The organism is Betaproteobacteria bacterium (assembly GCA_016720065.1).
Lineage (GTDB): Bacteria > Pseudomonadota > Gammaproteobacteria > Burkholderiales > Rhodocyclaceae > SSSZ01.
The window spans coordinates 1,289,884-1,314,640 of the sequence record JADJXY010000002.1 but is presented as its reverse complement, the minus strand read 5'-3'; the positions used below and the strand labels follow the sequence as shown (position 1 = coordinate 1,314,640).

Genomic DNA, 24,757 nt, shown 5'->3' with positions numbered 1-24,757 from the left:
CCGCATCGATTTCCTTCGAGGCTCGCCGATGTCTGCCCTCCGTTTTCTTCCCTTGCTCCTTGTGCTGGCCACCGGGTCGCTGGTCGCGGCGGACCTCGAGAAAGGCAGGGAAATCAACGGCACCTGCGCGGCCTGTCACGGGGAGTTCGGCCAAGGCGGCAAGAAGGGCGAGTATCCGCGCATCGCGGGCCAGCGGGCCGGCTACATCATGGATCAATTGAAGAGCTTTCGTTCCCGTACCCGGGTGAACATCCCCATGTTCCCCTACACCCAGGAAAGGGAATTGCCGGACGAGGATATTCGCGACGTGGCGGAATACCTGGCCGCTATCGAATTGCCGACCCGGATGCCCACCTTCAAGGGGGACGAAGACGCCCTGACCCGCTTGCAGATGGTGGACAAGGTGATGATTATTCCCCGCTCCGAAGGCGACATCGACAACGGCGCCGCCGTCTATCAGAAGCTCTGTGTCACCTGCCATGCCAAGACCGGTCTGGGGCGCGGCAAATTTCCCATGCTGGTGGGGCAATACACCAATTACCTCAAGCGCCAGGTCGATGCCTACGTGAAGGGCGAGCGTCCCCACGACGAGGAAGGCAAGGGCGGTGTTCTCAACACCTTGAAGGAAAAGGACATCCAGGACGTGCTCGCCTATCTCACCACACTGCAGGGGCCGAGCGAATGAAGGGTCTGCTCGCCCTCCTCCTCGCCGTGGCAGCGCAGAGCGTCAGCGCCCATGGTCATGCGGGTGCGGTGGACGACAGTCTGCCGGACGCCGAACGCATCCGCTTCTGCCAAAGGGTGAGGGATTTCGCCATGGTCGCCTTCGGTGATCGGGAGAGGGGCCGCCCGATGAAACTGTTCGCCGAGGATGGTAGTCCGGGGCCTCGGGTGACCAATGCCATCGTCCGCCGCATTTACGAGGAACCCCAGATCGACAGCCCCAAGAAGGCCGAGGCCTTCAGCCGCGCCACCTGCAACGAAATGATGCAGAGCGGGGAATCCGAACGTCCCTGACGTTCCAGCCGCTGCGTGCCATGGAGCGGTGGGGAGCTTTCCAGACTTCCCGGGCCGGTATTTTCGTCGTTTTGCTGCGGGGCAATGCGGAGAAGCCCGCGCGAACGGATAAAATGCCAAGTCGTTCGCGCCATGCCGGCCGGAAAGCGGTCCGGGGTGCGCCGCAATCTCAGGAGGCTTCGCATGATATTGGTTACCGGGGGCGCCGGATTCATCGGCTCCAACTTTGTACTCGACTGGCTCGAGGGGAGTGACGAGCCCGTCCTCAACCTCGACAAGCTCACCTACGCCGGCAATCTCGCCAATCTGCAATCCCTGCAGGGGGACGTGCGCCACCGCTTCGTGCGGGGCGACATCGGTGACTTCGACCTCGTGGCGGCGCTCCTCGCCGAGCACAGGCCGCGGGCGGTGGTCAATTTTGCGGCGGAATCCCACGTGGACCGCTCGATCCACGGCCCGGAGGATTTCATCCAGACCAATATCGTCGGCAGCTTCCGGCTGCTGGAGGCGGTGCGCGCCCACTGGGGCGGGCTGCTGGAGGCGGAGAAGACTGCCTTCCGCTTCCTGCACGTGTCCACCGACGAGGTCTATGGCTCCCTGGGCAAGGACGATCCTCCCTTTGCCGAGAACAACCGCTACGAACCCAACAGCCCCTATTCCGCGTCCAAGGCGGCTTCCGACCACCTGGTGCGGGCCTATTGCCACACCTACGGTCTGCCGGTCCTGACCACCAATTGTTCCAACAACTACGGTCCCTACCACTTCCCCGAGAAGCTCATTCCCCTGGTGCTGCACAATGCCTTGGCGGGAAAGCCCCTGCCCATCTACGGCGACGGCCAGCAGGTGCGCGACTGGTTGTACGTCAAGGACCATTGCAGCGCCATCCGCTGCGTGCTGGAGGCCGGGCGGCTGGGCGAGACCTACAACGTCGGCGGCTGGAACGAGAAACCCAATCTGGATGTGGTCCACACCCTGTGCGACATCCTGGATGAACTGCGTCCCCGGGCGGACGGCGCCAGCTATCGCAGCCAGATCACCTTCGTCAAGGACCGACCCGGCCACGACCGGCGTTACGCCATTGACGCCCGCAAGCTGGAGCGCGAACTGGGCTGGAAACCGGCCGAGACCTTCGAAACCGGCATTCGCAAGACCGTGCGCTGGTACCTGGACAACCCGGATTGGGTGAGCGACGTGACCAGCGGCGCCTACCTGGAATGGACCAAGCTGCACTATCAGGAGGGCAAGGCGTGACACGCAAGGGCATCATCCTCGCCGGCGGTGCCGGCACCCGGCTGCATCCCGCCACCCTGGCGGTCTCCAAGCAACTGCTGCCGATCTTCGACAAGCCGATGATCTACTACCCGCTCAGCACCCTCATGCTGGCGGGAATCCGGGACATCCTCATCATCTCCACGCCCCAGGACACGCCGCGCTTCGAGCAACTCCTGGGGGACGGCAGCCGCTGGGGCATCAATCTGAGCTACGCCATACAACCCTCGCCGGATGGTCTCGCCCAGGCCTTCATCATCGGCGAGAAGTTCATCGGCGACGATCCCAGCGCCCTCGTCCTGGGCGACAACATCTTCTTCGGGCACGACTTCCATCTGCTGCTGGAAAACGCAGTAGCCCGCGACCATGGCGCCACCGTGTTCGCCTACCATGTCCATGACCCCGAACGCTACGGCGTGGTCGAATTCGACGGCGGGGGCCGGGCCATCAGCCTGGAAGAAAAACCCAGGGCGCCCAAGTCCAATTACGCCGTCACCGGGCTCTATTTCTACGATACCCGCGTCGTTTCCCTGGCCAAGGCCCTCAAGCCCTCGCCTCGCGGGGAACTGGAAATCACCGATCTGAACCGCCTCTATCTGGAGCAGGGCGGGCTCTCGGTGGAAATCATGGGGCGTGGCTACGCCTGGCTCGACACCGGCACCCATGAATCGATGCTCGATGCTTCGCAGTTCATTGCCACCCTGGAAAAACGCCAGGGCCTCAAAGTGGCCTGTCCTGAGGAAATCGCCTGGCGCCGGGGCTGGATCAGTGACGACAGCCTGGCCGAGATGGGCAATGCCCTCGCCAAGAACGGTTACGGGCAATATCTGCTCGCCCTGTTGCGGGACGGCGTGAAGACCTGACCCGGCCGGCGGTACCCCGCCCATCCCTCTCCCCCGGCCCCTCTCCCGCGATGCGGGCGAGGAAGGCGCAGGGAGGCTCCATGTCTCATACGGTAAACCATGCAAGCTCGTCCCCTCGCCATTCCGGAAGTCGTGCTCATCGAACCCAAGGTGTTCGGCGATGATCGCGGTTTCTTCTTCGAAAGCTTCAATCTCGCCCGTTTCCGGGAGATGACCGGTCTGGATCTCGAATTCGTCCAGGACAACCACTCGCGCTCCGCTCGAGGGGTGCTGCGGGGTCTGCACTACCAGTTGCCGCCGCGGGCCCAGGGCAAACTCGTGCGCGTCGTGGCGGGTGAGGTCTTCGATGTGGCGGTGGATCTGCGCCGCAGTTCGCCCAGCTTCGGCCGTTGGGTGGGTGAGACCCTGTCCGCCGACAACAAGCGCCAGCTCTGGATTCCGCCCGGGTTCGCGCACGGCTTCGTGGTCCTTTCGGACAGCGCCGATTTCCTCTACAAGACCACCGACACCTATTCGCCCGCCGACGAGCGTGCCGTCGTCTGGAACGATCCCCAGGTCGGCGTTGCCTGGCCTCTGATCGACGAGCCCCTGCTTTCCGGCAAGGACAAGGCCGCGCCGCGTCTCGAGGACGTTCCGCTCAGCGATCTGTTCGCCTGAGGGTGGGGGGCACACGCCCTTTGCGGGGCGGGCGGCGATTCAGTCGAATACCAGCGCCGCCGCCACCTTGCGGCCTTCCGCTGCCAGGATGTTGTAGGTGCGGCAGGCGGCCTGCAAATCCATCACTTCCAGCCCGATGCCGGCCGGAGCGAAGGGGCGCAGCAGGGCGCCCGGGGGGAAGCGCAGTTGCCTGCCGGTTCCCAACAGGACGATTTCGGTGCCCAGGCCGAGGAGCTTGGCCATGTCGGCCTCGCTCAGGCTTGCGGGCGTGGCGGTGGTCCAGTCGGTGAACAAGGATTGCGGCAGGACGATGAGGTTGCCTTCGTGGCGCTGGGTGTTGATGGCGACGTAGCCGTCGCCGTAGGCGGTGAAGATGTTGAGGCCGGCGGTGTTGGAGAGGTGGAGCTTCATCGGTTGGCAATCTCGGAGTGCGGGGGCGCCGCTCCGGGCGGAACGCCCGAAATTGCGGTGCACCATGGCTTACAGTAGGATTATACCTTTGCCCCAGGAAGCTCCGAGCCCTTGCTCCTGGCCTGCTCCCGGCTTGGTGGTGCCGCCCTGCAGGGCTTGCCGTGCTCTCTGCGGCGCTGCGAGGGGTCAGGGTCGCTACGCCACAACCGCTTGCGCTTCACATTCCCCCTTGGGACATTTGCATGAAACACGTCAAGAAATCCGCCAAACTCGCCAACGTCTGCTATGACATCCGCGGCCCCGTGCTGCAGAAGGCCAAGCAGATGGAGGAGGAAGGCCACAAGATCATCAAGCTGAACATCGGCAACCTGGCCGCCTTCGGCTTCGACGCGCCCGAGGAAATCCAGCAGGACATCATCCGCAACCTGCCCAACGCGGCCGGCTATACCGATTCCAAGGGCATCTTCGCCGCCCGTAAGGCGATCATGCATTACACCCAGCAGAAGGGCATCAAGGGGGTGACCCTGGACGATATCTACGTCGGCAACGGGGTTTCCGAGCTGATCGTGATGGCCATGAACGCCCTGCTCGACGCCGGTGACGAGGTGCTGGTGCCGGCGCCGGACTATCCGCTGTGGACGGCGGCCATCAGCCTTTCCGGCGGGACGCCCAGGCATTATCTCTGCGACGAGTCCAAGGGCTGGCTGCCGGACCTCGACGACATCCGCAGCAAGATCAACGCCCACACCCGGGCCATCGTCATCATCAACCCCAACAACCCCACCGGGGCACTGTATCCGGATGACCTGCTGCACGAGATCATCGATATCGCCCGCCAGCACCACCTGATCATTTACGCCGACGAGGTGTACGACAAGGTGCTGTACGAGGGGGCCAAGCACACGGCCATCGCGTCGCTGGCCGAGGACGTGCTGATGATTTCCTTCAACGGCCTCTCCAAGAATTACCGCTCCTGCGGCTACCGCGCCGGCTGGCTGGTGGTTTCCGGCGACAAGCGCCACGCCAGGGATTACATCGAGGGCCTGGACATGCTGGCCTCCATGCGCCTGTGCGCCAATGCGCCGGGCCAGCACGGCATCCAGACCGCCTTGGGCGGCTACCAGAGCATCGATGACCTGGTGGCCGAAGGCGGCCGCATGCGCCGCCAGCGGGACCTCGCCCACGAGCTGATCACGGCCATTCCCGGTGTTTCCTGCGTCAAGCCCAAGGCCACGCTGTACATGTTTCCCAGGCTGGACCCCAAGATCTACCCGATCAAGCACGACCAGGCCTTCATCCAGGAGCTGCTGCAGGAGGAAAAGGTGCTGCTGGTGCAGGGCTCCGGCTTCAACTGGCCGCATCCGGACCACTTCCGCCTGGTCTTCCTGCCCCACGAAGACGATCTGCGGGAGGCCATCGGCCGCGTCGCCCGCTTCCTGGAAGGTTATCGCAAGCGCCATGGCACCGATACCCGCACCGTAGCAAAAGCGTAGCACCCCCGGACTTCACCCTTCTCCCTTCACTCTTCACCCTTCTCAACGCACATGAAACCCATCAATGTTGGCCTTATCGGCATCGGCACCGTCGGCGGTGGCACCTGGACCGTCCTCAATCGCAATGCGGAAGAAATCACCCGTCGCGCTGGTCGCCCGATTCGCATTACCGTGGTGGCCGACAAGAATGTGGCGCTGGCCCGGCAGGTCACCGGCGGCGCATGCGCCGTGACCGACGACGCCTTCGCGGTGGTGAACGACCCGGAAGTCGATATCGTCGTCGAGCTGATCGGCGGCTACGGCGTGGCCAAGGAAGTGGTCATGCAGGCCATCGCCAAGGGCAAGCACGTGGTCACCGCCAACAAGGCGCTGCTCGCCGTGCATGGCACCGAGATTTTCACCGCCGCCCAGAACAAGGGCGTCATGGTGGCCTTCGAGGCCGCCGTGGCCGGGGGCATCCCCATCATCAAGGCCCTGCGCGAAGGCCTCACCGCCAACCGCATCGAATGGGCCGCCGGCATCATCAACGGCACCACCAACTTCATTCTCTCCGAGATGCGGGACAAGGGCCTGTCCTTCGCCGACGTGCTGGCCGAAGCCCAGCGCCTGGGCTACGCCGAGGCCGACCCCACCTTCGACATCGAGGGCGTGGATGCCGCCCACAAGGCCACCATCCTGGCCTCCATCGCCTTCGGCATCCCGGTGCAGTTCGACAAGGCCTACGTGGAAGGCATCACCAAGCTGGAGGCCGCCGACATCAAGTACGCCGAGCAGCTGGGCTACCGCATCAAGCTCCTGGGCATCGCCAAGCGTCGCCCCAATGGTGTCGAGCTGCGCGTGCATCCCACCCTGGTGCCGGCCAAGCGCCTCATCGCCAATGTCGAGGGCGCCATGAACGCCGTCCTGGTCAAGGGCGACGCCGTCGGCGCCACCCTCTACTACGGCAAGGGCGCCGGTGCCGAGCCGACCGCATCGGCCGTCATCGCCGATATTGTCGATGTCACCCGTCTGGCTACCGCCGACCCCGAGCACCGCGTGCCGCACCTGGCCTTCCAGCCGGATGCCATGTCCAGCCTGCCCATCCTGCCCATGAGCGAGGTGGAGACCGGCTACTACCTGCGCCTGCGCGTGGAAGACAAGCCTGGCGTGCTGGCCGACGTCACCCGCATCCTGGCCGATCAGGCCATCTCCATCGACGCCATGCTGCAGCGGGAGCCGGAGGAGGGCGAGGGGGAGACCGACATCATCATCCTCACCCACGTGTGCAAGGAAAGCGCTGCCGACGCCGCCATCGCCAAGATCGAGGCCCTGCCGGCACAAAAGGGCAAGGTCAAGCGCATCCGCCTGGAAGAGTTGCAGTAGGCGCCATGGGAACCCCGGGAGTGAGTACCATCTTGTTGGCATTGCGTCCGGGGCGTCGGCGCCTGGCAATCGCCCTGGCCCTGGCCGCTCTGGCGGGCTGCGAAAGCACGCGGATACACAACGTCAATGTCCAGACCGCCGCCGCCGGTACCCTCATCGAAGCCAGGCAGGTGGTGGCCCTGGTGTACGCCCAGGCGCCGGACGGCGAAATCGACAAGCTGCTCTACTCCGGCGGTGATACCAGCACCGCCATCCGGCAGGTGCGGGACCATCATCCCCGCCTCAAGCCCTGGCTCGACCAGGGCGTCATCGGCAACACCGCCTCCGGCTTCGTTGCCCTGCGGGAGGGCTCCCGGGCCGCCGAGGTCCAGAAGGTGCTGTGGGACGAAAATCGCTTCCGCGCCTTCCTCTACAACCGGGCCGCCAAGGAAGTCGGCCACGGCGGCGACAGCCTGGCCGCCTGGCTGCCCTATGCCTCTTTCAGCTTCGGCAAGGAATGGGTGGAGCAGGGGTCGCCCGACTGGTGGGTTCTGCAGGAATCCGGCGTCTGGCGCCAAGGCGGCGCCAAACCCTGATTGTTTGCGGGGCGCACGCAGGAGGCCGTTCTGTGCGCGCTTGAGGAAACTCCGCCGGATTCGTTCGCACTAGTAGTCAGTCAGATAGGTTCAGCTATGTTCGGCACGCCCCGCATCCCCGCTCGTCGCTCATCCTCGCCATGGCTTCGGCTATGGCTGCGGTTCGCTTCGCGCGATCGGGGCGCGGATGCGCGCCTCGGCATCGACGCAAACCTATCTGACTGACCACTAGGCCTCTCCCGCCGGGCGCCTCCGGTGTCAATTGCGAAAAAAACGCGGGGGCGCGAAGAGTGATTCGATGTTGACGCGCCGGATTTCCGCGTGGTCCGGCACGGCGTAGAGCACGGGGGCCATCATTTCCTCGAAGACGCCGCGCAGGCCCCGGGCACCGGTCTTGTATTCGAGGGCGATGTCGGCGATCTGCTCGAAGACCGGCGGCGCCACAGTCAGTTCGACGCCCTGGTCGCGCAGGATTTCGACGTACTGGCGGTAGATGGCGTTGGTGGGTTCGGTCATGATGCGTACCAGCCGGTCGCGCCCCAGCGCATCGAAGCGCGCCACCACCGGCAGGCGGCCGGTGAATTCCGGGATGAGGCCGAATTCGAACAGATCGGTGGGTTTGATGCGCCGGTTCAGGCGTTCCAGAACCGCCTCGTCGTCGGCGCCGCTGGCACCGATATAGCCCAGGCTGCGGCCCTGGGCCATGATGTGCTCCAGGCCGACGAAGGCCCCGCCGCAGATGAAAAGAATGTCGGTGGTATCCACGAAGCGGCCGGTCTCAAGCTTGACCGGCGTCCCTTCCATGATCTTGAGCAAGGCGTGCTGGACATTTTCCCCCGAAGTGCCGCGGGATTCGCCGGCGGGGGCCCGCAGCTTGTCGATTTCGTCGATGAAGACGATGCCTCGCCCGGCCAGGCCGTCGTCGCCCCCCGCCTTGTCCGCCAAGCGGCGCAGCATGGCCTCGATTTCGTCGTTCACGTAGCGGGTCTGGGCCAGGGAGGTGGCACTGGCGGTCACGAAGGGCACGCCCAGGCAGCCGGCCAGGGTTTCGCACAGCAGAGTCTTGCCGGTTCCCGAGGGGCCCACCAGCAGCAGATTGCTCTTGCTCAGGGCACTGCCGCTACGGCGGGCGAGGTCGATCTTGCGGTAGTGGGCATAGACCGCGACGGCAACCGTCTTCTTGGCTTCCTCCTGCCCGATGACGTAGGCGTCCAGGTGGCGGACGATGGCGCTGGGGGTGGGGACGGCGGTCGCGTGATTCATGGCCTCGGGCGTGGGTGTATGCTGGCAGGCCAGTGTAACCCGGGGCCGGAGACGATGACCATGACAGACAAGGACCTGCGCTGTGAAGAAGGCATCCTGCAGGCGGAGCGCTCCTTGCTCCTCCTCATCGACGTGCAACTGCGGCTCGCGCCGCGCATCGACGGTCACGAAGGCATCGTCGCCCGCTGCCTCGCCCTGGCAGAATCGGCAAGGGAACTGGGTGTTCCGGTCCTGGCCACCGAGCACTGCCCTGAAGTCCTGGGCGAGACATTGCCACTGCTGCGGGAAACGGTGACGCCCTCCCAGGTGGTGGGGAAGCGCCATTTTTCGGGCATGGACGAGGCGGCATTGCCCGAGGCCCTCGGGCGGTCTGGCCGCAGCCAGATCATCGTGGCGGGGATGGAAGCCCATGTCTGCGTCCTGCAAAGCGCCCTGGGCCTCATGGCCGAGGGCTACGACTGCCGGGTGGCCGCGGACGCCGTGGGATCCCGTCATCCGGAGGACAGGTGCATCGGGCTCGATCGCCTGCGCCAGGCGGGAGTGGGGGTGGTGACGACGGAAATGGTCCTCTTCGAATGGCTGGGCCACGCCGACCATCCGGCCTTTCGCACCGTGATCGGACGCATCAAGCGCCTGACTTGAACCACGCGGTAGTGCGATGTTCACTCCTGGTGGGAGAGGGGAGGGGTTTCGGAACCTTGGGGGGTGTGGCCCCTCGCTACTTGCCACCTGAGCGGGGATGGCCGTGTTTCCAGGGGGAACGGGTGGGTTCAGAAACGCAGACTCGGGAGTGACGTGGCCTTTTCCTCTGGAGCAATTGGGATTGTTGGACCCTGGGGGTGGCTTCAGTGCCGCCGTTGCCGTTGTCTTCAAACTGCATTTGATTGCCTCATCCGACGCTTAACGTCGAAGTTCACGGGCGCGACGTAGCTTCATCGCGGCGCGTCCCCTGGAACGACTTCGGCCTCTGGCGCACGCTACCTACCCGCAACAGCCAATACTGCCTTGGGATTTGTGCTCGCGATAGCCAGCAAAGTTCGAGCAGCACCGCTCGGTTGTTTGCGGCCTTGCTCCCAACCTTGCAAGGTGCGAACAGATACGCCAATGAGCGCTGCAAATTGGGACTGAGATAGGCCAGTTTTCCTTCGCGCCTCAATGACAGGCGATGAAACAACATGAACTTGACCAGCCTTCATTTCGCGCACTGACTGCAACAGGTCGGCAGCAAGGTCGCGTTTGGCTTCATGGGCTGCCAACTCGGACTTCGTAAGGGGCTTACTCTTCGAGGACACGGCGAATCTCCTTTAACTTGGGGCCGGTGAGGTTATCGGTTTTCGACTTCGCATACAGCGTGAGCAAGACCACTTCACCTTCTGCGTTGCGAGTGAAGCAGATCACCTGCACACCGCCCGACTTGCCCGAGCCTGCTCTTCCCCAACGTACCTTACGGATACCACCGGACTCGGGCACGACATTTCCGGCGGTGGGGTGTTCCGCGATATACGCAGCGAACGCGCCGCGTTCCTCTTCGGTCCAGTAGAGCGGCCACTGCCGCTGGAACAGCAACGTTTCGACTAAGGTATGCATTGTGTCGCTATACGCCTAAGGCGCATAGACGTCCAGCCCATAGTTCAAGAGGCCGAACGAAATGGACATCATCGTGAAGTTTCTACCCCCGGCACCCCCTGCCCACCGACGGACTCGCCTATCCGCCGCCGACCACCCAGAAATCCCCGGCGGCAAAAATACAGCAAGCATCATCCTCATTCCTTCTCCACCGTGATCCGCCCCCCCGGCACCTCCCCGAAAACCTCTGGTGCATACATCGCTTCCACCCTTGTCGCGGGCAGGGCGAAGTCGCCGGCGTTGTTGAGGCGCACCGTGTATTCCACCGAGAAGTTACCCTTGGGCACGCGGGCGTAGTACGCGCGGTAGGCGCTGAAAGTGCGTTCGACGTAGGCCGGCCAGGCGTTGCCGCGGGTGCCGTCGTTGCGGCTCTCGATGTGGGAGTCGCGGCCGTCGCCGTCGCCCAGGATGCGGGCGCCGGCGGGGATGGGGTCGTTGACCACCACCCAGGCCATGTCCTGGTCGGCTTCCACGCTGAGGCGAACCCGCAGGACGTCGCCACGGCTGGTCTTGCCGGCCACCTTCCGGGTCACCGGCGTCACTTCCCGCTTGATGCGGTAGCCCAGGGTGCGGGGGCAGTGACGGGAACGGCGGCCAGCACCTGGACGCTGGCCCAGGGCTTGCCGCTGCCTTCGTGGGAGATCGCCAGCTTGTCGTCGGCAGCGGGCTTGGCGGGCCAGGGCAGGGTGAGGGTGGCGGTATCGCCGGCCGACCAGGCGTGGCTGACCGGAGTGCCCTTGCCGAGGGCGGCGCGGGTAGCGCCGGCGACGGTTTCCTTCTCGAACTTCTTGCCGAAGGCCTCCAGCGCGATGGTGGCCCAGACGTTGGCAGTGGTGGTCACCCAGCGCCCGCGCACCTGGCGCAGCATGGCGCCCTGGACGAGGGCCGGCAGGTCGTCCTTCCAGCCCGGTTCGTCGATGACGGCCTCGATGAGCCGGAAGGCGTTGCTGTCGCCGCTGACCATGAGCCACCACCAATAGTCGCTGGCCTCAGTGGTGAAGGCCAGGCGCCCGCCCTGGTAGCTCAGGCGATTGCGGATTTCCTGCTCGGCGGCGGCCAGACGCGGGGCGCGGTCGGGCAGTTCGGTGAGGCGCCTGGCGACCAGAACCCAGTCGATGAGGGCGGCCGTGGGCAGGCGCATGGGCTGCTCCAGGTCGAGGCTGGTGATGACGCCCAGGGGCTTGTGGCCGCGGCGCGTGAGGGCTTCCAGGGCGCTGAGTTTCCTTGCCGTCAGGTCGTTGGTGGGCGCCCAGTGCTCGGGTTTGATGCGACCCTCGGCGAAGGCCAGCAGGCCTTTCTCCATGCGCCCGGCGATGTCCGGCGGGATTGCAAAGCCGGCGGCCTGGCTCACGTCCAGCAGGTAGGCGGTGAGGCTGGGGCTGCCGGGCAGGTCGCCGGGGAAATAGCGGGCCAGCCCGTTGCCGTCCAGGTAGGTGGGCAGAGCTTCGACCACCTGCTGCCAGCGCTTCTCGTCTCTGAGGCCGATGGCGACGGAGGTTTTCTGCTCCAGGCAGACGAAGGGGTATTCCTCGAAGAAGCGCTTCAACCCGGGCGGCGGCGTGGAAATGCGCGGGGAGAGGCCGACTTCGATGCCGCCGCGGCCGGGCAGGGCGTTGGCGGCCAGGACCGCCGGCAATTCGAGCTTGCCTTCGATGCGGGCGAAGCTGGCCTGCTGCACCGTCACCGGGACGGCAGGCGCGACCTGTTGGGTGATCTTCAGGCGGTCCTTGGCGCCGCTGGCGCTGTCGTCGGCTTCGAACTCCCAGTCGAGGGCGGTGGCGTTGTCGGGGGCTTCGGCGTTCCAGGCGACTTCGGCGGCGCCCTCGGCTTCGAGCTTGACGTCCTTGGCTTCCAGGGTCTTGCCGCCCGCCTTGGCGCTGAGGTGCACGGTCATGGGCTTGGCGGTGCCGTTGCGCAGCGTCAGCAGGGCGGCGAAGCGGTCTTTCTCCCGCACCAGGGGCGGCAGGCCGGAGATCATCTGCAGATCCTGCCTGGTGCGGAAACTGCCGCTGCCGGTACCGAAGAGGCTGGTGCCGGCGGCGGCCACGGCCACCACCTTGAATTCGCTGAGGGAGTCGTTGATGGGCACGGTCACCGTGGCGCTGCCGCTGCCGTCCAGCACCACGCGGGGGTTCCACAGGAGCAGGGTGTCGAACAATTCGCGGGCCGGGGCGCGGCCGCCGCCGCCGCCCGGGGGCACGGCCTTCTTGCCGAAGTGGCGCTTGCCGATGACCTGGGATTGGGCGGTGGCGGTCTGCACTTCGTAGCCGCGCCGTGGCAGCATGGCTTCCAAGAGCTTCCAGCTCTCGTTGGGACGCAGTTCCAGCAGGGCCTGGTCCACCGCGGCCAGGGCCACCTCGGTGCCCGCCGGCACCGGCTTGCCGTCGGGCTGGGTGACCTTGACGCGCACCTTGGCCGTATCCCGGGGGCGGTAATCGGCCTTTTCCGGGGCGACATCGACCTTGAGGCGGAAGCCGTCGATGCCCACATCGAGGGCGGCAAGGCCCACCTTGTAGGCGGGCTTGGCCAGATCGACCATGGCCGTGGGCAGTGTAGGGTTCCACCATTCCTTGAACCAGGCCATGGGCTCGCGCCAGCCCCAGTCGAAGAAGGAAGTCCACTTCACCGGCTGCACCCGCCCGCGCACGGCCAGTACCGAGACGAAGACGTTGGGGCCCCATTCCGCCTTCACCGGCAGGTCGATGTACGGCTTGTAGCGGCTGAGCGGCTGCACGAAGGTGTCGATGACGCCGTCGGCCTCGACGGAGACCAGGGCGGTGGCTTCGCGGAAGGGCAGGCGTACCTGGAGCCGCGCCTTCTCGCCCGGGGCGTAGCTGCGCTTTTCGGGGATGACGTCCATGCGGTCCTGGTTGCCGGCGGTGAACCAGGTGTCCCCGAAGTTGCCACCACTCCCGGCCACCCAGTAGCTGGTGCCGGCCCGGGCGACGTTGCCCTGGGCGTCCCTGGCTTCGGCCAGGAGATAGACGTTGCCGGCGACCTCGACCTTGGGTTCGCACAGCAGGAGGCCGCGGGAGTCGGTGCGACCGGCGCACAGCTCGCCGAGGTCGGCGAATTCGGTATGGTGCTCGTAGGCGTAGAAGCCGCCGACGACGCGCTTCCTGTGGGAATAGTCGATGCGGCGCTTGGCGAGGATTTTCACCGCCACGTCGGGCCGGGGTTTCTTGGTCGCCGTGTCGAGGACGGCGACTTCCACGCCGCCCTGGCTCTTGGCCGCCACCCAGTCCTTGACCCGGATGCCGGCGGTCACGGCGGCCGGCCACAGTTCGACGGTGCCGTGGATGGTCTGGATTTCGCCATTGGGGTCGGGGAAGGTCATTTCCGCGTAGACCTCGCTCGGCCCCTTGACCCGCTCGGGCAGGGTGACGGAAAGCTTGCCGGCCCCCGCCTTGTCGAGGGTGACGGGCACCTTGTCGGAGATGAGCTGTTCGCTCTCCCGGCCGCTATCCACCGCGAAGGCGCCGAGGCCCTCCTGGTCGAAATCCACCTGGAAGCGGAAGGCCTCAAAGCCCTTGAACTCCGGCCAGCGTGGCCGCAGGGTGGCGGAAACCTCGGTTTCCACCCCCTTGGCGCCGCCGCCGTTGAGGAAGGAGAGGCCGAGGGCCAGGGGTACTTCCTTCGGCGCCACCTGCCGGGGCGGCACGCCTTGGATGCTGCCGGCGAAGACCGGCAGGCGGAAATCGGAAACGCGGAATTCGCCGCTCTCCTCCCGGTTGCGGTCGCCGCCGATGAGCATGACGATGTAGCGGCCCCGCTTGGCGGCGGCGGGGATCTTCCAGGTGCTGGTGGCGGTGCCCCGGGCGTCCCAGCTGAGGGGCTGGCCTGCCGGCTCCACCGTGCACTCTCGCTCCGTAATTTTGCCGACATCACTCTTGCTCCCAGAGGTGATTGCTCTCGGAACCCATTCTCCTCATCGCCCTGACAAAGGGAAGAACGGGCCTGCGGTTATCGATTACCAAGCGGATATCTCTGACCCCTTTGGACCAGAGGCGCGCCGCTTGCGGAGTGTCTCCTGTGTCTCCTGGAGCGACGCCACGGCATCGGGCGTACTGACCACATTCGCAGCATGAGCTTGCCTGTAAACCCAGGCGCTCATAGGAGGGTATCCACATTCCCGCAGGACATACGCCTTTTGGCATATATTGTCGTGGAATAGCAGATCGACTAGGATGCCGCAACTTTTCTTGCCAATCGGAACGTGTCTAGAACAATATTTGGCAGGCGACGGATGTCGACGGCATTAATCATATGTCCTTAATTAATGGGCTGGATATGGGACAGGCAAGTTGCTAAAGCGAGCGTTTTGCTCATCTGGTCGCGCATGGATTCTCGTTTGGGGTAGGGATGGAGAAGGCTTCATCAATGGTGGCAGCGAGTTGTTTGGCAGCCTCATCCGCTTCCCGGACAAGTGCAGCCCGCGCTTCAAGCGCAAGCGGGCTGACTGGGATGAAAATGTGCGGATGAACATGGTGGGACTCAAGCAATTATGACGGCTAAGCTCTGAAACCCCGGCTCAGGGGCCGGGTTCACTACTGCCGATCCATGTCCACGGTTTATTGAGGTCAACGAGATGAAAGCAATTCCAAAATCATATGTAAAGCGCAGGCGTGGGCTCTTAATGGTAGGCTTGCTCACCCTCGTGCTTGCAGGACTTTTGGCCGTAATTTCCGCTGGTTGGAATTTACTGGCTGCACGGCTTGAGTCCCGACACAAGGTACCGGTTGGTCCTTACACACAAGAAGTTCCATCTAGGACTGGAAGTATTCACGGGGTTCGCCTGAATATCCCTGAGCACTATTTATTCTTCCCTGTGGAATACGACGGTGAGAGCGTATGGACACCTGGCCAGGAGCAGCCGGTGCGTACGTTCGACAGCCAGATCAGCAACTTCGCCGTCTATGTGCAATGGCCGGAGTTCAAGCCGCGATTGCCGGACAATGAAAAAAGCTATCTGGCGAGTTTGCGCGAGCCCGGCGCTCACGACTGGTTCCGTGTGGCCTTGGTAGCGCGAAATTTCAAACCATCTTCTAGTGCCGATACACAGAAATTAGCGGCCACGCCACAGGTGGATAACGGGCTTGCACGAATACTTAACGGCTATCTAAATCATCCAGAGCGATATGGCATTCCGAAAGGCATCCACTATGAAGTCATCATGCCGGATGTTCAATCAGGTCTGAATCCAGCAATTCCAATTGGGCCTGGCGCAGAAAAGTCGAGGATATGGAACAAAGCGCTTTACTGGGAAGGTGACAGAGATCATCGGGTCAACTCCCTAATCGAATGTGGCCACGGCGCCTTGCCGGATCCTCGCGCAGTTCACCTGTGCCGGCACAGTTTTGAACTCCACGAACTTAAATCTGATGTGGTCGTTACATACACGGCCAACTGGTTGCCACAGTGGCGGCAAATTGAAGCTCAAGTGAAATCACTCTTACTTTCCTTCCAGATTCCTGCCTCATAACCAAGAAAGTCCGATCCGCTCAGAGGAGATGCCGCAATGGCCACCCCGAATGTGTTGACCCAGAATAATTTGGATTACGCGCGTAGCCTGTTGGATCAGGGACGGGTGTCCGGCATGTATGACTACCTCGCCGCTCAAGGCTATCAGTACGCCCGATTGGCAAACGGTGTGGCGAGGGGCGATTCCCCGGCGGGGTTGATTGCTTTGGAGTTCATGGAAAACACGGCACAAGCGCAGGGACATACCCTTTCCGAGGCTGAGGTGAACTCTATCCGGGGTGACATGGCCAATGGATACCTGAGGGCGCTGCAACAGCAATTGGATAATTCGACCACTGATACGGTGTCTCGGGATATTACCGCAGACGAAGCATGGAGTTTTCACAGCGATGTGTTCCAAAATCATCATCTTAGTGCCGATGCGTGGACGCTGAATACGCCCTTCGAAATCATTGTGGATAGCGCTGCAAGGCAGGCATATTGGCAGCAAGTACTCAACGCGGCCGGCGACCCTGTGGCTGAGGCCTCCTTGTCGGTCGGGACGTACGTCTCAATGAGCATCAATACCGCGATCACATCTCCCGAGAATGCGGACAAGGCGCGGAGCTGGTTGCTGCGGCTCGATAACCTGGAGACATATGCTGACGTCGTTGGTGCATTGGGGCTTCAATTTGACAAAGTTGCAAGCACATTTGGTGACAGAGTCTTCGATGCAACAAACAGCCCTTCGATTGCGGCGCTGGCTAAAGCGAGCGCTTCCATCGTTGGGAGCCTATTCTATGGCTGGTCGTTTGCGCTGTAACCGGTAACTACCGGGCGTTCTTTCCTACGCCTGAAGGCTATGCAAAGGGGAACGGAGGGGATTTTCGGCGAAGCGCTGCTTCCACAGCCGTGGCGTGAGTTCGTGGACCTGACTGGCCGGATGCTGGCCGACACGCTGGAGCACATCGACCAGATAGTCGTAGGGATCGATCTGGTGCAGGCGGCAGGTCACGATCAGACTTTGCATGATGCCGACGTGTCTGGCCCCGAGCTCGGTCCAACAGAACATCCAATTTTTCCGACCCATCGGAATGGCCCGTAGGGCGCGCTCCAGGTGGTTGGTGTCGATCGGCACGTCCGGGTCGGTCAGATAGACCTCCAGCCCGAATCGTCGCTCCCGGGCATAGGCCAGGGCCTTGGTCAGCGGGTTGCTCGGCAACAGGCCCTGGGCCTCGAACTGCTGGTTCACCCAGGCGAAGAACTGGTCGACAATCGGCTTGGCGTGCATCAGGCGATAGTCGAGCTTCTTCGCCGCATTGAGCTTCTGGTCTCGGATGTGGGCTTCCACCGCGTAGAGGCCGCTGATGAAGTCCAGTCCGCGCGCCGCCGCTTCCGGTTCGGCGCCCTGCGCCTCGAACAGCTTGCGCCGGGTGTGGGCCCAGCATTGGGCGTGGGTGAGCCCGGTCTTGTTGGTGTAGTGCGCGTACGCGGTATAGCCGTCGCTGAGCAGGACGCCGCGCTCGACCGGCGTCAGGCCGAGCGCCTCTTCGACGTGCTCGATGCGGCGACTCTCATAGAACGGGAAGCACACTTCGTCGAGCTGGCCATAGACCGGCCAGAAGTACGCGGGCTTGAGCTTGCCGGGTCCGGCGCGGCCGGCCTTGATCGGCGTCTCGTCCATGGCCTTGACACGGGAGGCGCGGATCGAGGCGAATTGCGCATCGTAGATCGGTTCGAGCAGCGCGATGGCCTGCTGCCCGATCTGGGTCAGCCACGGCCGGCTGACGGTGATGCCGGCGTCGCCAAGACGCTGGTGCTGGCGGTAGAACGGCAGGTGATAGGCGAACTTGTCGAGCAGGAGGCCGGCGAGGAAACTCACATCGGCGCGGCTGCCGTCGAGGACGCCGGCCGGCGCGCCCGGGCAGACGATGGCCTGGCTCGCCTTGAGCTTGATGACCGGCCGCCGGTACTTGAGCACCACATAGCTGCCCGGACGCTGGGCGAGCCGGAAGCTCTCCTTGTGGCCGATGACCTCGAAGTCTTCCGGAGCGAGTCCCGCGGCTTCCGGCGCGGCCAGTTCGATGACTTCGACCGGCACCCTGGTCTCGTCGAAGAAGGGCACGCTGTCGTCGCCGGTGTCGGGTTTCTTCGCCGCCATTCGCCGGGTATGGGCGGCGACGGGGCGCTCGGGCGGCGGGGGCGAAGGCGTCGGCGCCGCGTCGAGGGCCTCGCCCAGACTCATCTGGCCGTGGGCCCCGTCGATGAGGCGGCGTTCGCTCTTCTGGCCGAAGACCTGGCGCTTGAACCAATCGAGTTGATGCTTGAGGGTGTCGACTTCCCGGCTCAGCGAACCAACCAGATCGACGACCTGGTGCGGGCTGAAGGTGGCGGCCTCGGCGAGGCTGGGCACACGGCTTGTGGGCGTCGAACTCATCCCCTGATTATACCGCAGGCATCGGCGCCAGAAGGCCGCCGGTAGCGCTTCTTGACGACTTTCGCCTCGATGCCTTCGAGCAGGAGCTTGAGTCCGGTCCAGTCCATTTCCCGGGTGGTAACGCGGCGCCAGTCGGAGAGGAATCGTCCTTGTTCGAGCCGCTTCGCCCACACGCAGAAGCCGGTGCGGTCCCAGTAGAGCACCTTCATCTGGGTCGCGCGGCGGTTGATGAAGACGAACAGCCGGCCATTCAGGGGGTCCTGGCCGAGTTCCTGGCGCGTCAGGGCGTAGAGACCATCGTAGGATTTGCGCATGTCGACCGGGCAGCCATAGACATGTACCCGGACTTGGCCTTCGGGGAAGAACATCAGTGGCGTACCAGATGCAGGATCAGGCCGTCGCCGAGGTCGAGCTTGAGATCGATCCGTGGCCGGGGTGTCGCCACCGAATTCAGCGTACCGAGATCGACGAATGTCGGCGCCGTCTCCCGGCCGACGACTTCGCCACCCTCGCCGAGCAGGCGGCGCCAGCGGTACAGGCTCGCCGCACTGATCGCTTCCCGTCGGCAGAAGGCGGCAACGCCCAGGCCGCTGTCGTCGAATTTCGCCAACAAGGTTCCCCCACTCGTGTGGGGGGCGCCGTGACCCTTTGCCCTGCTTTCGTCTTGCCATCGCTCTTGCTCCCGTCGGTGATTTGTCCAGGGAGCAATTCTCGTCATCGCGCGCGCGAACGGAAGAACGCCGTAGGGTTACCGGTTACTTTGCGCTTGATTTGGCAACTGGAGACGGTATTAACCAAGACCTGTTTCGGGGTTTCTTAGAGGCGCGTAAGTGGGATGGGGAATTGCAACCGGCAATAGACAGCTATCAAAATGCCAAGTACTTAATGTCACCGATCATTCTTGATCTGGATCGCGATGGAGTGGAAACGACAGGCGTGAGAGACGGCGCGCACTTCGATCACGAAGGCGATGGGTTTGCTGAACAAACGGGCTGGGTCGGCAAAGATGATGGCCTGCTCGTTTGGGATCGGGATGGAGATGGCTTCATCAATGATGGCAGCGAGTTGTTTGGCAGTCGCACGAAACTGACCAACGGATCATTAGCCGCAAATGGCTTTGCGGCGCTGTCGGAACTCGATTCGAATCGTGACGGTAAAGTTGATGCCGCCGATAGCTCATTCACCAGTTTGCGTGTTTGGAAGGACGTTGACGGCAACGGTATCAGCGCCCCAGATGAGTTGCTCGACCTGAGTGCTGTTGGCGTGCAGTCGATTACAACGTCGTACTTGAATAGCAGTAATCTCGATCAAAACGGCAACGATCACCGGCAGCTTGGCAGCTACACTCGAGCGGATGGCACCACCGCAAACGCCGAAGACGTATGGTTCAAGGTTGATCGTACGTATTCGATAGCTACCGAGACTGTCGCAGTCCCGGATGACGTCTCGGTGCTACCCTATCTGTCAGGCTATGGATTAGTTCGAGATCTACATCAAGCGATGGCCTCCGACGCGAGCGGCGAATTGAAATCGCTGGTGTCTCAGTTCTCGTCGGCAACCTCCATTCAGCAGCGTGAAGCGCTTCTTGAAAGCATACTTTTCAAGTGGTCTGGCGCGGATGCTTATTCCCCAGATAGTCGTGGGCCCTTCATTGGCGATGCCCGGAAATTGTATGCAGTCGAGGCATTTATTGGTGAGCCGTTTATTCAGTTGGCACATGACTCGCCAAATCCGTACCAAGACGCATCTCGAAACATCCTTGCGGCCTACCAGAATATTTTTGAGTCTTACTATACAAGCCTCACCGCTCAAACGGAGCTTAAGCCAGTTCTGGAACTAATCAGCTATCACTGGGATGCTGAAAACGCAAGTTTTGTTGGCGACCTATCTGAAGTGGCCGTGTATCTGAATAATTTAATCTCCCAAGATAGAATATCTGGTAAAGAAGAGCTTTCCGAGACTGCGCGGGTTCTAAGGGGGCTTGGGTTTCTCGATAAATTAAATACTTCTGAATTCCGTCAATCCTTCGAGGGGGTTGGGTCAGACGTTACTACTATTATCGATAGCTTATGGTCGGGGCTTGTAGCCACTGGCGGAAATGACAAACTTAACGGCACATCCAAGAACGACATTTTGGAGGGGTTAGGCGGAAACGACTGGTTAGAAGGATTCGATGGTGACGATGTTTTGAATGGTGGAATTGGAAATGACGCCATTTATGGCGGCACAGGCAATGACATTTACCTGTTTGAGCGTGGATTCGGACAAGACAATGTTTATGAATTCGACTGGACACTTGGAAATACTGATGTAATTCGATTCCTTGGCGATATCTCTCCCTCTGAGGTAGTAATAACTCGAGATGCAAACAGCCTATATTTGAATATAGATGGTACGCAAGACAGAATTGCTATATGGGACTGGTTCGGGAACGCCGCAGACCGGAGAATAGAGCGCGTGGAGTTTACGGATGGTACCATTTGGAATCCAGCGGATCTCGAATCGCGAATTACTGCAAGACCGGCTACAGAATTTGCCGACGTATTTTATGGTGGCGTGGCGTCGGACTCGATTAGCGGCCTCGGCGGGAACGATATCATCTATGCCAATTCGGGTGACGATGTCATCAGCGGGGATGGAGGTAATGATAATCTGGAAGGCGGTGCGGGGAACGACACCTATCTGTTTGGCCGTGGCCACGGACAGGACACGGTGTTCGACAACGACAGCACGGCTGGGAACACGGACACCATTCGGTATGTCGACGATATTGCGCCTAGCGAAGTCTCGGTCAAGCGAGACGAGCGGAATCTCTATCTCGAGATTCAGGGTACTTCCGACCGCATTACCCTGAGAGATTGGTTTGTTACAACCAACGGACAGATAGAAAGAGTCGAGTTCTTCAATGGGACGGTATGGACGTTGGACGACTTGAACGCGAAGGCTTCGACACCGACGGAAGGGGCGGATTACCTCGTTGGTACCAGCACAGTGGACACTATCTCTGGCGGCGGCGGTGATGACCAGATTTACGGCGACGCTGGTGACGACGTGCTTTTCGGAGGCGATGGAAACGACCGAATCGAGGGCGGTACCGGAAACGATACACTCAGCGGTGGTGGCGGAAACGATTCCCTCTACGGTGGCAGCGGAAGTGATATCTACCTCTTTGGTCGCGGTGGGGGGCAGGATACGATCTACGAGACTGACGGGACGGAAGACAAGGTGTGTTTCGATGCAGATGTGTTACCCGGCGATGTCAGGGTGACTCGTGACGCCTGGAACAATCTTACGTTCAGTATCCAGGGAACATCGGACAAGCTCGTGGTGTCGGGCTGGTTCTCTGGTTCGGCGAGCCGCATCGAAAAAGTCGAGTTTTCAGATGGGACCGTGTGGGATTCTGCCGCACTCGTCAACCTGTCAGCCACACCGACGGATCAATACGATTACATTTTCGGCACCGATGGTGCAGACGTAAGCAATGGTCTTCAAGGAAATGACGAAATCTACGGTGGTGCCGGTGCGGATGTGCTAGCGGGGGGCGTCGGAAACGACGTTCTTAGCGGAGGGGCTGGCAACGATGTGTATATCTTCCAGCGCGGCGATGGCCAAGATAAGGTCTACGACTACGACTGGCAGGCGGGCAACATCGATACTATCCGGTTTGGCCCCGACAACCTGCCTGATGACATCAAAGTTATTTCTCAGGGGCGAGATCTGACCCTGGCGATCAGCGGAACATCCGATCGCATCACAATTCAGAATTGGTATGACTCTGCTGCCACAAGGATTGAACAGATTACGTTCGCCAATGGCACGACGTGGATTGCCGATGATGTCCAGGCACGGGCTGTTGTCGCTGGTACTGATGGCGCCGATGATCTGTACGGCACGGCAGGCAATGATGTCATCGACGGCGGCGCTGGAAATGATGTGCTCTATGGTTACAGCGGCTACTCTGGGCTTGGTGACGATGCTTACATTTTCAGCGTCGGGTCGGGAAGTGACACTGTTATTGACTACGACACCACGGCGGGCAACCTCGACACCATCAAGGTGATCGGCAAGCTTCCTTCGGAAGTGACCCTGAGCCGAAGCATCAGCGGCAGCAGCGTGACCAATGACCTGGTGATCACGATCAACGGCACGACGGACAAGCTGACGGTGGCGAACTACTTCGCTGCCAGCGGCTACAAGGTCGAGCGTGTCGAATTCGACAACGGCACGGTGTGGGACACTACGGTATTGGACGCGGCGCAGATCCTGCCGACGGCGGCTGGCGCCCTGTACGGCACGGCGGGCAACGACGTGATCGACCTGCGCAACGCGGCCGCCACCACCGTCTATGGGCCGGGCGCTGGTAACAACACCGGCAACGACACCTACCTGTTCTGCGCGGGTGCGGGCCAGGACGTTATCAACGACTACGACACCACGGCGGGCAACCTCGACACCATCAAGGTGATCGGCAAGCTTCCTTCGGAAGTGACCCTGAGCCGAAGCATCAGCGGCAGCAGCGTGACCAATGACCTGGTGATCACGATCAACGGCACGACGGACAAGCTGACGGTGGCGAACTACTTCGCTGCCAGCGGCTACAAGGTCGAGCGTGTCGAATTCGACAACGGCACGGTGTGGGACACTACGGTATTGGACGCGGCGCAGATCCTGCCGACGGCGGCTGGCGCCCTGTACGGCACGGCGGGCAACGACGTGATCGACCTGCGCAACGCGGCCGCCACCACCGTCTATGGGCCGGGCGCTGGTAACAACACCGGCAACGACACCTACCTGTTCTGCGCGGGTGCGGGCCAGGACGTTATCAACGACTACGACACCACGGCGGGCAACCTCGACACCATCAAGGTGATCGGCAAGCTTCCTTCGGAAGTGACCCTGAGCCGAAGCATCAGCGGCAGCAGCGTGACCAATGACCTGGTGATCACGATCAACGGCACGACGGACAAGCTGACGGTGGCGAACTACTTCGCTGCCAGCGGCTACAAGGTCGAGCGTGTCGAATTCGACAACGGCACGGTGTGGGACACTACGGTATTGGACGCGGCGCAGATCCTGCCGACGGCGGCTGGCGCCCTGTACGGCACGGCGGGCAACGACGTGATCGACCTGCGCAACGCGGCCGCCACCACCGTCTATGGGCCGGGCGCTGGTAACAACACCGGCAACGACACCTACCTGTTCTGCGCGGGTGCGGGCCAGGACGTTATCAACGACTACGACACCACGGCGGGCAACCTCGACACCATCAAGGTGATCGGCAAGCTTCCTTCGGAAGTGACCCTGAGCCGAAGCATCAGCGGCAGCAGCGTGACCAATGACCTGGTGATCACGATCAACGGCACGACGGACAAGCTGACGGTGGCGAACTACTTCGCTGCCAGCGGCTACAAGGTCGAGCGTGTCGAATTCGACAACGGCACGGTGTGGGACACTACGGTGCTGGATGCGGCTGGGGCAGTTTTAGTTGGAACGGTTGGCGCCGACTCACTTTCAGGTAGCGTTGGCAACGATACGCTGGACGGGGGCACAGGGGTAGACGTACTGGTGGGCGGTTCTGGCAACGACACGTATCTTGTTGACCTGACAGCGACCAATGCGCTGCAGGACACCGTGACGGAAGCGGCGGGTGGTGGCGTAGATACCTTGATTCTGCGTGGTGGGACCGTGCTGGCCACGGTGGCGACCGTCACGCTGGGTGCCGACGTCGACAATCTCGATGCGAGTCACACAGTCCAGGCATTGCTTAACCTAACTGGCAACAGTCTCGACAACACGTTGAATGGCAATGCAGCAGCCAATACCCTCAACGGGGGCGTGGGCAACGACACATTGGATGGTGGTGCCGGGGTTGACACTTTGGTGGGTGGAGCGGGCAACGACGCTTACGTGGTTGACCTGACGGCGACCAATGGGCTGCAGGACACCGTGACCGAAGTAGCGGGTGGTGGCGTAGATACTTTGGTTCTGCGTGGTGGGACCGTGCTGTCCACGGTGGCGACCGTCACGCTGGGTGCCGAAGTCGACAATCTCGATGCTGTTGGCACGGGGAGCGTACTGCTCAACCTTACGGGCAATGCCCTGAACAACGTGCTCACCGGCAATGCCGCGGCCAACGTCCTCAACGGTGGCGCGGGTGCGGATACGCTGGTGGGCGGCGCGGGCAACGACACCTACGTCCTGGACAATGCGGGCGACAGCGTCATCGAGAACGTCGAGGAAGGCATCGACCTGATCCAGGTGGGCCTCGCCACGGCGGGGGGGCAGCTACGCTCTGGGAGCCAACCTTGAGAATGGCACGCTGAC

21 protein-coding genes are annotated in these 24,757 nt (G+C 62.4%); 12 read left to right on the top strand and 9 right to left on the bottom strand.

The window, feature by feature from the left end; translation table 11 throughout:
* Positions 1-28: 28 nt before the first annotated feature.
* The 5 genes from IPM73_09220 (at position 29) to rfbC (ending at position 3,806) form a co-directional block, all read left to right on the top strand.
* Entirely contained in the window at positions 29-685 is a 657-nt protein-coding gene (locus IPM73_09220) for a c-type cytochrome (protein ID MBK8918210.1), read from the top strand.
* Entirely contained in the window at positions 682-1,017 is a 336-nt protein-coding gene (locus IPM73_09215; protein ID MBK8918209.1) for a hypothetical protein, read from the top strand. The genes IPM73_09220 and IPM73_09215 overlap by 4 nt, the downstream gene beginning before the upstream one ends.
* A 183-nt stretch (positions 1,018-1,200) precedes the next feature.
* Entirely contained in the window at positions 1,201-2,268 is a 1,068-nt protein-coding gene (gene rfbB, locus IPM73_09210; GenBank protein ID MBK8918208.1) for a dTDP-glucose 4,6-dehydratase, read from the top strand.
* Positions 2,232-3,149 carry a glucose-1-phosphate thymidylyltransferase RfbA gene (rfbA, locus tag IPM73_09205; protein MBK8918207.1) on the top strand — a complete coding sequence of 306 codons (918 nt, stop codon included), beginning with the start codon at positions 2,232-2,234 and terminating at the stop codon, positions 3,147-3,149. Before rfbB ends, rfbA begins: the two co-directional genes overlap by 37 nt.
* 99 nt (positions 3,150-3,248) lie before the next feature.
* Positions 3,249-3,806, top strand: a complete 558-nt coding sequence (gene rfbC / locus IPM73_09200; protein ID MBK8918206.1) for a dTDP-4-dehydrorhamnose 3,5-epimerase — start codon at positions 3,249-3,251, stop codon at positions 3,804-3,806.
* Between the two features lie 39 nt (positions 3,807-3,845).
* Here rfbC and IPM73_09195 read toward each other — a convergent pair whose 3' ends face one another.
* A complete protein-coding gene (locus IPM73_09195) occupies positions 3,846-4,217 on the bottom strand; it encodes an Mth938-like domain-containing protein (GenBank protein MBK8918205.1) in 372 nt (123 codons plus the stop codon).
* Positions 4,218-4,459: 242 nt separating this feature from the next.
* Between IPM73_09195 and IPM73_09190 the strand changes: the two genes are divergently transcribed.
* The 3 genes from IPM73_09190 to IPM73_09180 are packed head-to-tail and all read left to right on the top strand — an operon-like array spanning position 4,460 to position 7,647.
* Positions 4,460-5,710: a pyridoxal phosphate-dependent aminotransferase gene (locus tag IPM73_09190; protein MBK8918204.1), complete on the top strand. Its 1,251-nt coding sequence runs from the start codon at positions 4,460-4,462 to the stop codon at positions 5,708-5,710.
* Positions 5,711-5,761: 51 nt separating this feature from the next.
* A complete protein-coding gene (locus IPM73_09185; protein MBK8918203.1) occupies positions 5,762-7,072 on the top strand; it encodes a homoserine dehydrogenase in 1,311 nt (436 codons plus the stop codon).
* 20 nt (positions 7,073-7,092) lie between these two features.
* Positions 7,093-7,647, top strand: a complete 555-nt coding sequence (locus IPM73_09180) for a DUF1318 domain-containing protein (GenBank protein MBK8918202.1) — start codon at positions 7,093-7,095, stop codon at positions 7,645-7,647.
* 258 nt (positions 7,648-7,905) lie between these two features.
* Here IPM73_09180 and IPM73_09175 read toward each other — a convergent pair whose 3' ends face one another.
* On the bottom strand, positions 7,906-8,910 hold the full coding sequence (locus IPM73_09175; protein ID MBK8918201.1) for an AAA family ATPase: 1,005 nt from the start codon (positions 8,908-8,910) through the stop codon (positions 7,906-7,908).
* 60 nt (positions 8,911-8,970) lie between these two features.
* Here IPM73_09175 and IPM73_09170 point away from each other — a divergent pair, with 60 nt between their 5' ends.
* The gene (locus IPM73_09170; protein ID MBK8918200.1) at positions 8,971-9,552 is read left to right on the top strand and encodes a hydrolase; all 582 of its coding nucleotides are present in this window, start codon (positions 8,971-8,973) and stop codon (positions 9,550-9,552) included.
* A gap of 335 nt (positions 9,553-9,887) precedes the next feature.
* Here the strand turns inward: IPM73_09170 and IPM73_09165 are convergent, their stop codons facing one another.
* The 4 genes from IPM73_09165 to IPM73_09150 form a co-directional block, all read right to left on the bottom strand.
* Positions 9,888-10,202: a helix-turn-helix domain-containing protein gene (locus IPM73_09165; GenBank protein ID MBK8918199.1), complete on the bottom strand. Its 315-nt coding sequence runs from the start codon at positions 10,200-10,202 to the stop codon at positions 9,888-9,890.
* Positions 10,186-10,497, bottom strand: coding sequence for a type II toxin-antitoxin system RelE/ParE family toxin (locus IPM73_09160; GenBank protein ID MBK8918198.1), 312 nt, complete (start codon positions 10,495-10,497; stop codon positions 10,186-10,188). Before IPM73_09160 ends, IPM73_09165 begins: the two co-directional genes overlap by 17 nt.
* Positions 10,498-10,673: 176 nt before the next feature.
* Positions 10,674-11,078 carry a hypothetical protein gene (locus IPM73_09155; protein MBK8918197.1) on the bottom strand — a complete coding sequence of 135 codons (405 nt, stop codon included), beginning with the start codon at positions 11,076-11,078 and terminating at the stop codon, positions 10,674-10,676.
* Positions 11,075-14,389, bottom strand: a complete 3,315-nt coding sequence (locus IPM73_09150) for a hypothetical protein (GenBank protein ID MBK8918196.1) — start codon at positions 14,387-14,389, stop codon at positions 11,075-11,077. Before IPM73_09150 ends, IPM73_09155 begins: the two co-directional genes overlap by 4 nt.
* Positions 14,390-15,124: 735 nt before the next feature.
* Here IPM73_09150 and IPM73_09145 point away from each other — a divergent pair.
* Together IPM73_09145 and IPM73_09140 are read left to right on the top strand one after the other, a co-directional pair.
* Positions 15,125-16,018: a hypothetical protein gene (locus tag IPM73_09145; protein MBK8918195.1), complete on the top strand. Its 894-nt coding sequence runs from the start codon at positions 15,125-15,127 to the stop codon at positions 16,016-16,018.
* Positions 16,019-16,054: 36 nt separating this feature from the next.
* Positions 16,055-16,819 (top strand): hypothetical protein, encoded by a 765-nt coding sequence (locus tag IPM73_09140; protein ID MBK8918194.1) that lies wholly within the window; start codon positions 16,055-16,057, stop codon positions 16,817-16,819.
* Between the two features lie 24 nt (positions 16,820-16,843).
* On the opposite strand, the gene IPM73_09135 is transcribed toward IPM73_09140, so the two are convergent.
* Genes IPM73_09135 through IPM73_09125 form a run of 3 tightly spaced genes read right to left on the bottom strand, consistent with a single transcriptional unit; the run spans position 16,844 to position 19,151 of the window.
* Entirely contained in the window at positions 16,844-18,433 is a 1,590-nt protein-coding gene (locus IPM73_09135; protein MBK8918193.1) for an IS66 family transposase, read from the bottom strand.
* Positions 18,430-18,801, bottom strand: coding sequence for an IS66 family insertion sequence element accessory protein TnpB (tnpB, locus tag IPM73_09130; protein ID MBK8918192.1), 372 nt, complete (start codon positions 18,799-18,801; stop codon positions 18,430-18,432). The genes IPM73_09135 and tnpB overlap by 4 nt, the downstream gene beginning before the upstream one ends.
* Positions 18,801-19,151 carry an IS66 family insertion sequence element accessory protein TnpB gene (locus IPM73_09125; protein MBK8918191.1) on the bottom strand — a complete coding sequence of 117 codons (351 nt, stop codon included), beginning with the start codon at positions 19,149-19,151 and terminating at the stop codon, positions 18,801-18,803. Before IPM73_09125 ends, tnpB begins: the two co-directional genes overlap by 1 nt.
* A 167-nt stretch (positions 19,152-19,318) precedes the next feature.
* On the opposite strand from IPM73_09125, the gene IPM73_09120 reads away from it, so the two are divergent.
* Entirely contained in the window at positions 19,319-24,742 is a 5,424-nt protein-coding gene (locus IPM73_09120) for a hypothetical protein (protein MBK8918190.1), read from the top strand.
* Positions 24,743-24,757: the final 15 nt, after the last annotated feature.

Coding starts and splice junctions, on each gene's coding strand:
- IPM73_09185 (MBK8918203.1), top strand. CDS start 5,762: ATGAAACCCATCAATGTTGGCCTTATCGGCATCGGCACCGTCGGCGGT.
- IPM73_09215 (MBK8918209.1), top strand. CDS start 682: ATGAAGGGTCTGCTCGCCCTCCTCCTCGCCGTGGCAGCGCAGAGCGTC.
- IPM73_09190 (MBK8918204.1), top strand. CDS start 4,460: ATGAAACACGTCAAGAAATCCGCCAAACTCGCCAACGTCTGCTATGAC.
- rfbA (MBK8918207.1), top strand. CDS start 2,232: ATGGACCAAGCTGCACTATCAGGAGGGCAAGGCGTGACACGCAAGGGC.
- IPM73_09120 (MBK8918190.1), top strand. CDS start 19,319: ATGTCACCGATCATTCTTGATCTGGATCGCGATGGAGTGGAAACGACA.
- rfbB (MBK8918208.1), top strand. CDS start 1,201: ATGATATTGGTTACCGGGGGCGCCGGATTCATCGGCTCCAACTTTGTA.
- IPM73_09170 (MBK8918200.1), top strand. CDS start 8,971: ATGACAGACAAGGACCTGCGCTGTGAAGAAGGCATCCTGCAGGCGGAG.
- IPM73_09135 (MBK8918193.1), bottom strand. CDS start 18,433: ATGAGTTCGACGCCCACAAGCCGTGTGCCCAGCCTCGCCGAGGCCGCC.
- rfbC (MBK8918206.1), top strand. CDS start 3,249: ATGCAAGCTCGTCCCCTCGCCATTCCGGAAGTCGTGCTCATCGAACCC.
- IPM73_09220 (MBK8918210.1), top strand. CDS start 29: ATGTCTGCCCTCCGTTTTCTTCCCTTGCTCCTTGTGCTGGCCACCGGG.
- tnpB (MBK8918192.1), bottom strand. CDS start 18,801: ATGTTCTTCCCCGAAGGCCAAGTCCGGGTACATGTCTATGGCTGCCCG.
- IPM73_09160 (MBK8918198.1), bottom strand. CDS start 10,497: ATGCATACCTTAGTCGAAACGTTGCTGTTCCAGCGGCAGTGGCCGCTC.
- IPM73_09195 (MBK8918205.1), bottom strand. CDS start 4,217: ATGAAGCTCCACCTCTCCAACACCGCCGGCCTCAACATCTTCACCGCC.
- IPM73_09175 (MBK8918201.1), bottom strand. CDS start 8,910: ATGAATCACGCGACCGCCGTCCCCACCCCCAGCGCCATCGTCCGCCAC.
- IPM73_09140 (MBK8918194.1), top strand. CDS start 16,055: ATGGCCACCCCGAATGTGTTGACCCAGAATAATTTGGATTACGCGCGT.
- IPM73_09125 (MBK8918191.1), bottom strand. CDS start 19,151: ATGACGAGAATTGCTCCCTGGACAAATCACCGACGGGAGCAAGAGCGA.
- IPM73_09145 (MBK8918195.1), top strand. CDS start 15,125: ATGAAAGCAATTCCAAAATCATATGTAAAGCGCAGGCGTGGGCTCTTA.